Consider the following 12,287-nt stretch of genomic DNA (forward strand, 5'->3'; position numbering starts at 1 on the left):
CACCGCATTCTTCACCGCCTGCGCCTTCACCAAACCCAGGATCTCGGTCCGGAAATCCTCCAACCGATCCGACCAGCGCAAACCACCCCGCGCCACGGCACCGAACCGCAAATGCACACCCTCCACCCGCGGCGAATACACAAAGATCTCGTATTTCGGCCGCGGCTGCGGAAGTTCGGCGATCTCCTGCGGCTCGACCTTCACCGAGATGAACTCCCGGGCCGCCCCGTCGGCGTCGGTGACGTAGTAGTTGGTGCGCAGGGTGGCCAGAATCAGTCCCAGCATGGCCCGCAGGATGCGGTCCGCGTCCAGGCTGACCACTTGGTCGATCCGTTCACGCACCTGCTGCTCGACCCGGTCGGCGTCCTCGGCGGAGCACCGGTCCGGGTCGAATCGGGCGGCGAACAATCGCGCGAACAATCGCGCGGCGTCCGGATAGGTGTGCAGGACACGGGCGATATTGACCTGGCTGTACGGGAACCCGGCCTGCTGCAGGTATTTCGCGTAGGTCCGCAGAACGGCGACTTCGCGCCAGCTGAGCCCGGCGCGCAGAACGAGTTCGTTGAGGCCGTCGGCCTCGGCCCGGCCGTACCAGATGGCGTCGAACGCCTCGGTGAACCGGTCGCGGACTCCGGTCGCGCTCGTGACGGCCGCCCGCATACCCGATCCGACCTCGAGCAGTTCGGCATCGAGGTCCTGATCGAGGGCGGCGCGCAGCAACTCCGGACTCGCCAACAAGCCGAAATCGTAGATCCACCGTTCGCCGGCGGTACCGATACCGTCGGCTTCCCGCCGGATCCGGTAGGGCCGTTCGTCGAGTACCTCCACCCCGAGACTCTGGAGCACCGGCAGCACCTGGCTCAGCGAGATCCCGGCGCCGCCGATATAGAGGGTGAACCGCCAGGACCCGGCGGGTGCGTCGGCGACGCGGTACAGATGCTGGTCGATACTGCCCGCCCGCAGGCGCTCCAGACGGTCGATATCGGCCAGGGCACGCCGGGCGCTGAAATCCTGTTTGTAGCCGTCCGGGAAGGCTTCGCAGTAGCGGCGCACGATCTGCGGGTCCAGGACGGTCGAGGCACTCACCTCATCGTTGAGATGGTCGTCCCAGGTGCGGCTCGCCTCACCGAGCAGGTTCTGGATACGCAGCCGCTCGGGCTCGGAGATCTCCTCTGCCGAGGACACCCGCACCGGTTCGGTCGTGTCGGCACCGGGCAGCCGGATGGTGAAATACACGCTCGCGAGCTCGCTCTCGCTCACCCGGGCCGAGTAATCGATGGAGGCACCGCCGAGTTCGCGGACCAGGATGTCCTGCATCTCCAGCCGGACCGCGGTGGTGTAGCGGTCCCGTGGCAGGTACACCATGGCGGCGACGAAGCGGCCGTAGGGATCGACCCGCAGGAACAATCGAACCTGCCGGCGCAGCCCCACGTTGAGTACCGCGGCCGCGATACGGCGCAGGGTGGCGGCATCGCAGGCGAACAGCTCGGTACGCGGGAAACCCTGCATGACCTCGAGCATCGCCTGACCGGAGAACGAATCGAGATCGAAACCGCTACCGGTGATCGCCGAGCGCACCCGCGTACCCACCACGGGTATATCGAGGACATTCTCGTGCAGTGCTGTCACCGTGAATACCCCGATGAACAGATGCTCGCCACGGATCTCGCCCGCACCGTTCACATCGGCCACGCCGATGAAGAATGGGTAGACGGCCCGCTGCATGGTGACCGGGACCAAACCCTGGGTCATCCGCAGCAGCCGCGGCGCGCCGGCACCGACAGGTACCTGGAAACCGATCCCCGTACCCGGATGCAGCACCCCGAGTGCGGTATCCGGAACGAGCACCGGCACCGATTCGCCGGTTTCGGTGCGGTAACGCGCGTACCCGAGCACGGTGAAGTTGCCGTCGGCCATCCAGCGCAGCAACCCGGCGCAGTCGGAGGGAGCGATATCCGTTTCTGCCGTGACGACTGTGTCACCGACACCGTCGAGTCCGGCCGCGAGCTCGTAGAGCACGGCATGAATCGCGTCGGTATCTTTGCTCACCTGCCGGACATCCCCGATCACGCCGGGTACGGCGGCAGCGATCTCGTCGAGTAGCTCGGCACTGGTCGCGGGATGCAATTGCAGGTGGATCCAGGATTCGCGGCCGGTCGCCGGACCGGCGCGTTCGGCATCCGCGTCATGCGGCTGTGCCGCCAGGAGCCGGCCGTCGGCGTCCCGTTCCACCGTGACGATGGGGTGGATCACCTCGCGCACCGTACCGCCCAGCCGGGCCAGCAGTGCCGTGACCGAATCGACGAGCATGGGCATATCGTCGGTCACGATCTGCACCGCGGCGCCCAGCCCGGACCCGTCGTCGGGGTGGTGGACCCGCACCGCGCCCTGACCCGGCTGCCGGGTCAGGGCAAGTGCGAGATGCGCCCGGAAGGTGAGCTCGGCACTGGAGATCTCACAGTCCGCCTCGTCGGTGCCCACATGCCGGAAGTATCCCTCCTCCAGAGCGTGGAGACCGGCACGGAGGTTGTCCGGCAGTTCGGCAACCCAAGCCTCGCTGGACAATTCGGACGAGACCGTCATTTCCCACTCCCTTGGATGCGGATTTTTCGGAAGACATACCGACGCCGCCCCGAGGGTAGTCCCGCAACCGGGTCGCGGGAAAAGATCTACGGCGTTACCCGCGGGTCAGTTTGCGATGCGTCACTCGATGCGGCCGTGCGGCTTCCGGGCCGAGGCGTTCGATCTTGTTGGCTTCGTAGGCCTCGAAGTTGCCCTCGAACCAGAACCACTTGGCCTCGTTGTCGGCATCGCCTTCCCAAGCGAGGATATGTGTGCAGGTACGGTCCAGGAACCACCGGTCGTGGGAAATGACCACGGCGCAGCCGGGGAACTGTTCCAGCGCGTTCTCCAGCGATCCGAGGGTCTCCACGTCCAGGTCGTTGGTGGGTTCGTCGAGCAGGATCAGGTTGCCGCCCTGTTTCAGGGTGAGTGCCAGGTTCAGGCGGTTGCGTTCACCACCGGAGAGCACACCGGCCGGCTTCTGCTGGTCCGGGCCTTTGAACCCGAAGGCACTCACGTAGGCACGCGACGGCATTTCCTGCTGACCGACCTCGATATAGTCGAGACCATCCGAAACCACCTGCCAGACAGTCTTGTTCGGGTCGATACCGGCCCGGGACTGGTCGACGTAGCTGAGCCGAACGGTATCGCCCACTTTCACGATGCCGCTGTCCGGTTCCTCCAGACCGACGATGGTCTTGAACAGGGTGGTCTTCCCCACGCCGTTCGGCCCGATCACACCGACGATCCCGTTGCGCGGCAGCGTGAACGAGAGATCCTTGATCAGCTGACGATCGCCGAAGCCCTTGTCCAGATGCTCGACCTCGACGACGACACTGCCCAGGCGCGGCCCGGCCGGGATCTGGATCTCCTCGAAATCCAGCTTCTTCATCTTCTCGGCTTCGGCCGCCATCTCTTCGTAGCGACCGAGCCGCGCCTTGTTCTTGGCCTGCCGAGCCTTGGCGCCGGAGCGCACCCAGGCAAGTTCGTCCTTCAGCCGCTTCTGCAGCTTCTGGTCCTTCTTCCCCTGCACGGCGAGGCGTTCGGCCTTCTTCTCCAGGTAGGTGGAGTAGTTGCCCTCGTAACCGATGGCCCGGCCGCGGTCGAGCTCGAGAATCCAGCCGGCGACATTGTCCAGGAAGTACCGGTCGTGGGTGACGGCCAGCACGGCACCTGGGTACTGCCCCAGGAACTGCTCCAGCCAGAGCACGCTCTCCGCGTCGAGATGGTTGGTCGGTTCGTCGAGCAGCAGCAGATCGGGTTTGCTCAGCAGTAGTTTGCACAGCGCCACGCGGCGGCGCTCACCACCGGAGAGATTGGTGACCGGCTCGTCCGGCGGCGGGCAGCGCAGGGCGTCCATCGCCTGTTCGAGCTGCGAATCCAGATCCCAGGCGTCGGCGTGGTCGAGGTCCTCCTGGAGTTTGCCCATCTCGTCCATGAGCTCGTCGGAGTAATCGGTGGCCATGAGTTCGGCGATCTCGTTGAACCGGTCGAGTTTGACCTTGATCTCACCGAGGCCCTCCTCGACGTTTCCGCGGACCGTCTTCTCCTCGTTCAGCGGCGGCTCCTGCTGCAGGATCCCCACACTGGCACCCGGCGCGAGAAAGGCTTCGCCGTTGTTCGGCTGATCCAATCCGGCCATGATCTTCAGCACGCTGGATTTACCGGCGCCGTTCGGGCCGACGACGCCGATCTTGGCGCCGGGAAGGAAGTTCAAGGTGACATCGTCGAGCACGACCTTGTCGCCGTGCGCCTTACGAACCTTCTTCATTTGGTAGATGAACTCAGCCATAGCGGTAACCCTATCCGTCAAACATCGGTGCGGTTTCACACGTCGGCGTTCACCGGCCGGTCGCCGGATGCCGACTCTTCCCCCAGTGGATGGTCCTGCTCCCCGGCCACCCCGTCCCCGGCCGTCCCAGCGTCCGGTTCGGCCGGATTATTCCCGGTCACCATCGCATACCCGGTGCGCCGGCGCACCACCTGGGCGGTGCAGCGGGTGAGATCGGGGCCCACGGTATGAGCCCGCATCTCCAGATCCCGGCGTTCGGCGCCGTCGCGGGTGCGGTACTCGTTCGACCGCAACTGCCCTTGGACGATCACCGGATCGCCGCGGTGGATGGATGCGTCGACGCCGGCCACCAGGCGCCGCCAGCAGCTCACCGTCAGAAACAGCGTCCCGTTGTCCATCCATTCACCCGATTCCCGGTCGAGCCGGCGCGCGGTACTGGCCAATCGGAAGCTCAGCATCTGCTCACCGCCCGCGAGATCGCGCTTGACCGGCTCGGTCACCACCGTACCCACCACCGTCGCCAGTGTTTCGTACACGAGTCCACCCCTTCGTCGAGCCCGGTACCACCGGGCGACCCCCGCCCCACGTTTTCGGGCGACGCATTCATCGTGCCCGCGACCGGACCGACACGACGGACGTGACCGGAAGCTGTGGACAACTCCCCGTTATCTGCGGGCTTGTGGAATTCGCGGCCTCCACACGCCAGGCCGGAGTAGCCCGCGACCCATCCGGGTCGGCTCAGAGCACCGGGAGTTCGGTATTCGCCCCGCACAGCACGATCACCGGACGCTGACCTTCCGGCGGCACATAGGCACCGCTGAGAATCGCCGCCAACGCCACCGCGCCGGACAGTTCCACCACGATTCGGAATTCCCGCCACAGATAGTCGCGGGCCTCGGTGATCGCGTCGTCGGTGACCAGTACCGAGCGGACCCCGTAACGGCGAGCGATATCGAACGAGATCTCCCCGAGCCGTGTCGCCCCCAGGGCGTCGGCGGTGATGCTGGAAATTTCGACATCGACCGGTTTGCCCGCGGCCAGCGCCGCGTGCATCGTCGGGATACCTTCGGGTTCCACACCGACGATCTCCCGGCGCCGACCGGCGGCCGCCGCGATCCCGCCGATCAGACCACCGCCCCCGACGGCGACCAGAACAGGCGGACGGCCGCGCACCTGCTCCTCGATTTCCAGTCCGATCACTCCGGCGCCGGCCACCACAGCGGGCAGATCGTAGGCGTGCAGCTGGAGTGCACCACGTTCCGCGGTGATCTCCCGTGCGTGTTCGTAGGCCTCGGCATACGTGGTTCCGTGCCAGCGCACCTCCGCACCGTGCGACCACATCGCCGCAACCTTCGTGTGCGGCGCCGATTCGGGCACCACCACCGTGCAGGATTTGCCCATCCCGGCCGCCGCCAGGGCCGCCGCGATACCCGCGTTCCCCCCGGAGGCGATCACGACGTCTTCGGGACATACCCGCTCCGACAGCAGCGCGTTGTAGCTGCCGCGTACCTTGAACGTGCCGCCGTGCTGTAGATACTCCAGTTTCAAGGTGACCGGAACCGGCCCGCCCGGCCCCGGGACGACGGTGTGGAACACCGGAGTCTTCCGGATATGCCTGCCCAGCCGCCGCCGAGCCGCCCGCACATCGGACCGATAGATCCTGCGCAACGGTTGCAGGGGTGTCAGCGGGGTTTTCTGCTCGGTCATCTACTTCATTGCCCGATCTCGCTTGGCCAATTCGGCGAACATGGCGTTGTGCGCGGCCAGTTCCGCATCGTCGTCGCGTTCCGCGGCACGGTCGGTGCGCCGGGCCAGCCGGGCATCGCTGCGCGACCACTGGATCAGCAGTGCCAGCATCACCACCACCAACGGCACCTCGCCGCTGGCCCAGGCCAGACTGCCACCGGTGCGCTGGTCACCCAGCAGGTCGGAGTGCCAGTCCAGACCGAGACTGCGGTAGAACCAGCCGCCCAGGACAGTGCTCATACCCATCAGCACCACACCGAAGAACGCGTGGAACGGCAGCGATCCGAACACCATGGCGAGCTTGGTGAGCGGTTCCACCCGGCGTGGCTTCGGGTCGATGCCGATCACCACCCAGTAGAAGAGGTAGCCACTGACCAGGAAATGCAGGTTCATCAGCAGGTGGGCGGCATGCGAATCGACGAAGGTGTCGAATATCCCGCCGAGGTACAGGGCGTAGAAACCGGCCACGAACACTGCGGACGCCACGATCGGCTGGGTGAGGAATCGCGAGACCGGATTGTGGACGGCCGCCAGAATCCACTCCCGCGGCCCCGGCGCCCCGTTCCGGCCGGCCGGTGGCAGCGCGCGCAACGCGAGGGTCACCGCCCCGCCGAGCGCGAGCAGGATCGGAACCAGCATGGACAGCGCCATATGCGCGCCCATGTGGACGCTGAACATCGCGGGGGCGTAGCGGCCGACACCGGAGGAGGTCGTGAACAGCAACACGGCGCAGCCCAGCATCCAGGCCAGGGTCCGGCCCGCGGGCCAATGGTCGCCGCGCGCCCGTAACCGGCGCACGCCCAGCAGGTACAGCACCGCGAGGACGACGGCGAGCGTGCCGAAGATCAGGTCGAATCGCCAGTCGAACAGCAGCCGGGCGACGGTCGGCGGGCCGGCCAGCCCGTATCCGAGTTCCACTTCGATCGGCGTCGGCACGCTGGTCGGCGGAGGTGGCGGGGTCCGTCCCAACCCGACCGCCAGCCCCATGGTCACGGCGAAGATCAGCGTTTCCACACCGGCGAATCGAATCAGTGCGAGCCGGTTGCCGGGTGCGGCGGCCAGCGCAGGCAGCGCAGAGCGCCGCTGGAAGTACCCGATCACGCCGAGCACGATCAGGGCAGCGGCCTTGGCGAGCACCAGACGACCGTAGGCGCTGGTGAACAATTCGTCCATGGGGACCCGGACCCAGGAGTTGACGACGCCGCTCACCGCGAGCACCACGAACGAAACCGCCGCCAGCGGCGAGAACCGGCGTGCGGCGAGGCCGGTATGGGTGCCGTCGCGTAGGGCGTGCACGAGCAGCGCGACCAGACCGCCCACCCAGACCGCCGCGGCGATCAAATGCAGGATCAGGCTGTTGGTGGCCACATCGTGCGCCCCGCCCGAGGAGGAATGACCGGTGAGCGCCAGCGGCATCATCACCGCGACCGATCCCGCGAACAGCACCGGTGTCCAGCCCCAGCGCAGCGCCAACCGGCACGCGACCGCCAGCAGCAGCGCGCCGACGGCGGTGACCCGCCACGTTCCGGCCAGTTCGATCTGGTCGATCACGCCCCACAGTTCCCGGGGTGCCAGGACCTCGGTTACCGGCCGGCCGGTGCTGTCGGAGACCGTCAGCGGCACCAGCAGGGCCGCACAGACCGCCCAGGCGAACGCCAGGCCCGAGGCCCGCCGTACCGCGCGGTAGCCGCCGGTATCGAGTAATCCACTGCGCTGGGGTGGAACGAGAAACGCGGCGAAGAGCAGGGCACCCACGGTGAGCGCCGCGAACAGATCGGCGAGGGCCCGTACCGCAGGCAGGCCGTACGTGGTGAGCGGGCCGGGATCGGGGATTCCGAGCAGGCTGAGCGCCTGGGCCGCCGAAGCACTCACCACCAGGATCGCGACCAATGCCGCCAGGGTCCCGGCAGCCACCGTCAGCGCGCCCGTCACGGCCGCCGAGCCGCCCGGCCGACCGGCCTCGGCGGCGGGTTCGACGGCGGGGGCCTGGACTGACGACATAGCTTCGAGAGTAGTTCGGTGGACCCCGGCGGGCCCGGCGGGGCCTTTTTCGGGCAGCCCAAAACAAACGATCGGATCGATCGCTACACTTTTCGGCTGGACAGCGCGGCCGTTGTCCGCCATGGTGGAAACACTGCCTCCGTAGCTCAGTTGGATAGAGCAAGGGCCTTCTAATCCCTAGGTCGCAGGTTCGATTCCTGCCGGGGGCGCTCCACCCACCCGACTGAGCTGTTCGGGCCAGTCGGAGTGGGTGTACCCATCCGACCGGCGCCCAAACACGCCGGACCTACAGCAGTTTCGGGTCTTCAGCGCACAAGGGTGGCGGCGTCGATGACACCATCCGGACGGCAGCCTCCTGTCGCGCTGCCGGCGGCGATTCCGCCGGGGACGGCGCCGAGATGCAGCCGAGGTCACGCCCGGCGCAGTAGGTGCCGGCGGTTCGGCTCTCCGGATCCGCGGGCGTCCGCCGCCCACTCCGTGCTATTCCCCACGCGCCGACCCGGGCTGCGGAACCAGCCGTAGCCCGAACAGCAGGTCGGTATTGCGCACGTACTCCGGCTGTTCCTGGCCACGGAGCAATCCCGTCTGGCGAATCCAGCTCCGGTGCCAATGATGCGATTGCGGGAGGGCTATCCCACATCGCGCAGCGGTATCGCGAAGCCTCGCCCCAGCAGCACCTATGGCACCGGCGAACAGTTTCGGACCGCCCTCCGTGCGGGTTGCCCGATGGGCGCACGCATCCTGCAACAGGGCCCGGGCCGCGGGCGGGATCACCCATACGTACACATCGGCTGCCCGGGAGTAACCGATCGGCCCGGTGAAAACGAGCGCGTCGCCGGTCGACGCCACACATGGCACGGAACCCAGCTCGACCATGGTGGCGCCGGTGAAAAGCATTGTTGCGAAGGCTGCCGCGTCGATCGGATCGGCGATCCGGGCCCGGATCCATTCGACGGTCCTGGCGTCGAGTCGCACTGTGGTCATCCCGGTACCGACCGAGTAGTTGAGATCCGACGGCAGATCCAGGCGCAAACCGTGCAGCAGGAAGGCCGCCTGCGCACCTCGCAACCGGACCACCGTGTGCCCACGCCCCGGGCTGCCCGCGACGAAACCGCCGAGAAAGCGATAGAGCCCGAGGATGTCCAGCCATTCATCGGTCCGGCCCACCGCACGCAACGGCGGAAACCGCCGCGCCGCGGGACGCGGCCGCAGGACGGTCCGCATCCGCTCCGCCCAGGCCACCTCGTTGTGCCCGAACCAGATCGGGTCGGTCCGCCGATCCAGATCATGGCGGCAGGGTTGACCGCTGCGTGCGATGAACCACCGGCAGGCCGCTTCGAACCCTTGGGTGTACACGGCGTCGACTCGTGCGAATTCCGCCGGTGTCAGGCGACGGTAGGCGTCGGCGCGGAAGGTGGCGACATCGCTGTCGGGAATCCGCGCGAGCAGGTCGTCGCCCGTGGTCAAAGACACCCGGAGTCGAGGGCCTCGTCCCGCGTCGCGGTATCCCATCTGCCGGGTCCCCGGCTCCGGTGCCCGCTCGGGCGGGGACGAACGCAGTGTCGGACCGGTGGTCTCGGTCACAGCAACGGCCCCCGGGATGGCGAGCCCGCCATGTTGCGCCTTGTCGTTGCCATGCAGAACATTCGATCACTTGCGTCGACCATGAGTCAGTAAATCAACCAGAACTCAACAGTACTTGACAATTCAGCGGGCGATTTGCGCGGTTGCGCGATGTTGGCGGTCTCGCAGAGAATAAAGCCAGAAAACGCAGCAGCATGCGATTCACCCTGAGCATGATCGTGGAACAAGGGAGCAAATCGCTTCGCAAATGTTGGCCGATCAGTTGCCGGCCATTGTGAAAATCTCGAATTCATACAATGACTCCGGTGAGGGCGTCGCACTACGCCCGACCCTCGCCAAGGCGGCAAACTACCCCGACTCGTTCACCCGAACAACCGCGGCCGACGCCCGCCGGGGCCCACTCCCCCCACACCCTCCGCACCGCGGTTGCGTTCCGGTTTTCCAACACCGTTTCGACCCGCCCTGCAGTAACGCACAGGCATGCCCAGCCCCGGCATCACGCCATACGGGACGCACCCGATTCCACGGCAGGCAGCCTCGGAATTGCCCTCCACTTATAAGAATAGAAGGCATTTCAGATCAAGGGGCCTTCCCAGGGAACAGCCGATAATTCGCTCACCGCCGGCTGCGGCGCCGGAGTACACGTGGCGCGAAACGGCGAACCGGGACCGGCCCGTAATCCCGGTCCGGTTACCGACTGCCACCGGCCGTGGCTGGACCAGAGCCAGGCGCCACACCCCGTAACGGCCCAACCCGCATTTGACCTAGGGTGTGCGAATGGGTTTGCCATCGCCTACCGCAGACAGTCGCGCCGTCGTGACCGGGGCCTCATCCGGGATCGGGACCGCGCTGGCGGCCGAACTCGCCCGCCGCGGCTATTCGCTCATCCTGGTGGCACGCCGCGGCGAGCTGCTCGACGAGCTCGCCGACCGGCTCACCCGCGACCACGGGATCACCGCGGAGGTCCGCGCGGTCGACTTGGCCGACCGGGACCAGCGCGCACCACTGAGCGAGGAATTGGCCGGGCGCGATATCTCGATTCTGTGCAACAACGCCGGTATCGCGACCTTCGGGCCGATCACCGGCCTGGATCCGGCCTACGAGCGTGCCCAGCTCGAGCTGAACGCGGTCGCGGTCCAGGACCTGACCCTGGCGGTGCTGCCCACCATGCTGGCCCGCCGCGCGGGCGGCATCCTGGTCAGCGGTTCGGCGGCCGGCAATATGCCCATACCCAACAACGCCACCTACGCGGCGAGCAAGGCATTCGCGAACACCTTCACCGAATCCTTGCGCGGTGAGCTGAAAGGTACCGGGGTACACGTCACACTCCTGGCTCCCGGCCCTGTCCGTACCGAAACTCCCGACCCCGCCGACGCCTCACTCGTCGACCGAATGGTCCCGGATTTCCTGTGGGTTTCCTCCGAGTACACCGCACGGATTTCGATCGATGGGCTCGCCCGCAACAAAACCCGGGTGGTTCCGGGTCTGATCGGCAAAGGAATGAGCGCCGCCGGCAACTACGGTCCGCGGGCGCTCACGGCTCCTGTCGCGGGCGCCTTCTACAAGAAGCTCGGCGGGTGACGAGCCCACCCACCGCCAGTCGTTCACAGATCGTGACCACCGTGATTGCACCGCACGGACAGCCGGGCTGATTAGGGTGGGACGAGTGTCCGACAAATTAGTGGTGTGGATGGATTGTGAGATGACCGGTCTCGACCTGGTCACCGACAAGCTCATCGAGGTAGCCGCCCTCGTAACCGACAGCGAGCTGAACGTCCTCGGTGACGGCGTGGATATCGTGATCCATGCCGACGAGGCGGCGCTGGCCGCGATGCCGCAGGTGGTCGCCGAAATGCACGCTCGCTCCGGTCTCACCGAGGAGGTCCGCAAATCCAGCGTGACCCTCGCCGAGGCCGAAGAGCAGGTACTCGACTACATCAAGCAGTACGCGCCCACCGCGGGTGTGGTCCCGCTGGCCGGGAACTCCATCGCCACCGACCGTGGTTTCATCGCCCGGGATATGCCGCTGCTCGACCAGCACCTGCACTATCGGATGATCGATGTGAGCTCGATCAAGGAACTGTGCCGACGCTGGTACCCGCGTATCTACTTCGGCCAGCCGGAGAAGGGCCTGACCCATCGCGCGCTGGCCGATATCCGGGAATCCATCCGGGAACTCGAGTACTACCGGCGCACGGTGTTCGTCCCCGCACCGGGGCCGTCGACTGCGGAGATCACCGCCATTGCCGCCGAGGTCAGCGCCCGGTCGGCGGAGGAGATCGCGGCCGCCGCCGAAGAGTCGATATAGGCCCAGGTCACCGCCACACCGTAAACCGATTGGCTAACAGCGGGGTGAACACGCTAGTATCTAGGCCGCCGGTGCAAAACCGGCAATGGTGAGTGTAGTTCAGTTGGTAGAGCACCAGGTTGTGATCCTGGCTGTCGCGGGTTCGAGTCCCGTCACTCACCCTGAAGGGGGGGGGGGGGGGGGGGGATGGGTCACCCCCCCCCCCGCGGCGGTTTGTTTATTTTTTAGGGCGCCGAGGCCCGCCCCCCCCCCAAAACGCGACCCCCCCCCGCCGCGCGCGCGCCCCCCGATTGG

Annotated in this window: 8 protein-coding genes and 2 tRNA genes; 4 read left to right on the forward strand and 6 right to left on the reverse strand. The window is 66.8% G+C overall.

What is annotated here, in order from left to right; translation table 11 throughout:
- From QH195_RS33510 to QH195_RS33530, 5 genes are all read right to left on the reverse strand, one after another.
- A partial coding sequence (locus tag QH195_RS33510; RefSeq protein ID WP_280438353.1) for an NAD-glutamate dehydrogenase domain-containing protein occupies positions 1–2,583 on the reverse strand: 2,583 nt, incomplete at its 3' end.
- A 94-nt stretch (positions 2,584–2,677) separates the two neighbouring features.
- Positions 2,678–4,354 carry an energy-dependent translational throttle protein EttA gene (gene ettA / locus QH195_RS33515; RefSeq protein WP_280422101.1) on the reverse strand — a complete coding sequence of 559 codons (1,677 nt, stop codon included), beginning with the start codon at positions 4,352–4,354 and terminating at the stop codon, positions 2,678–2,680.
- 35 nt (positions 4,355–4,389) lie between these two features.
- Positions 4,390–4,890: a single-stranded DNA-binding protein gene (locus QH195_RS33520; RefSeq protein WP_280438354.1), complete on the reverse strand. Its 501-nt coding sequence runs from the start codon at positions 4,888–4,890 to the stop codon at positions 4,390–4,392.
- Positions 4,891–5,092: 202 nt separating this feature from the next.
- A complete protein-coding gene (locus QH195_RS33525; protein WP_280422103.1) occupies positions 5,093–6,061 on the reverse strand; it encodes a threonine/serine dehydratase in 969 nt (322 codons plus the stop codon).
- Positions 6,062–8,101 (reverse strand): cytochrome c oxidase assembly protein, encoded by a 2,040-nt coding sequence (locus QH195_RS33530; RefSeq protein WP_280422104.1) that lies wholly within the window; start codon positions 8,099–8,101, stop codon positions 6,062–6,064.
- 135 nt (positions 8,102–8,236) lie between these two features.
- Here QH195_RS33530 and QH195_RS33535 point away from each other — a divergent pair.
- Positions 8,237–8,310, forward strand: a tRNA-Arg gene (locus QH195_RS33535).
- A 271-nt stretch (positions 8,311–8,581) separates the two neighbouring features.
- Here the strand turns inward: QH195_RS33535 and QH195_RS33540 are convergent.
- On the reverse strand, positions 8,582–9,574 hold the full coding sequence (locus tag QH195_RS33540) for a hypothetical protein (protein WP_280438355.1): 993 nt from the start codon (positions 9,572–9,574) through the stop codon (positions 8,582–8,584).
- Positions 9,575–10,462: 888 nt separating this feature from the next.
- Between QH195_RS33540 and cmrA the strand changes: the two genes are divergently transcribed.
- The 3 genes from cmrA to QH195_RS33555 all read left to right on the forward strand — a co-directional run bounded on the left by cmrA (position 10,463) and on the right by QH195_RS33555 (position 12,154).
- Entirely contained in the window at positions 10,463–11,266 is an 804-nt protein-coding gene (gene cmrA / locus QH195_RS33545) for a mycolate reductase (RefSeq protein ID WP_280438356.1), read from the forward strand.
- An 85-nt stretch (positions 11,267–11,351) separates the two neighbouring features.
- The gene (gene orn, locus QH195_RS33550; protein WP_280422107.1) at positions 11,352–11,993 is read left to right on the forward strand and encodes an oligoribonuclease; all 642 of its coding nucleotides are present in this window, start codon (positions 11,352–11,354) and stop codon (positions 11,991–11,993) included.
- Positions 11,994–12,081: 88 nt separating this feature from the next.
- Positions 12,082–12,154 (forward strand) — tRNA-His (locus tag QH195_RS33555).
- Positions 12,155–12,287 lie beyond the last annotated feature (133 nt).

Origin of the sequence: Nocardia carnea, from assembly GCF_029868855.1 — a bacterium.
Taxonomy (GTDB): domain Bacteria; phylum Actinomycetota; class Actinomycetes; order Mycobacteriales; family Mycobacteriaceae; genus Nocardia; species Nocardia carnea_A.

Excerpts from the sequence above, each read along its gene's own strand:
- ettA (WP_280422101.1), bottom strand. The coding sequence starts at position 4,354 with ATGGCTGAGTTCATCTACCAAATGAAGAAGGTTCGTAAGGCGCACGGC.
- QH195_RS33525 (WP_280422103.1), bottom strand. The coding sequence starts at position 6,061 with ATGACCGAGCAGAAAACCCCGCTGACACCCCTGCAACCGTTGCGCAGG.
- QH195_RS33530 (WP_280422104.1), bottom strand. The coding sequence starts at position 8,101 with ATGTCGTCAGTCCAGGCCCCCGCCGTCGAACCCGCCGCCGAGGCCGGT.
- cmrA (WP_280438356.1), top strand. The coding sequence starts at position 10,463 with ATGGGTTTGCCATCGCCTACCGCAGACAGTCGCGCCGTCGTGACCGGG.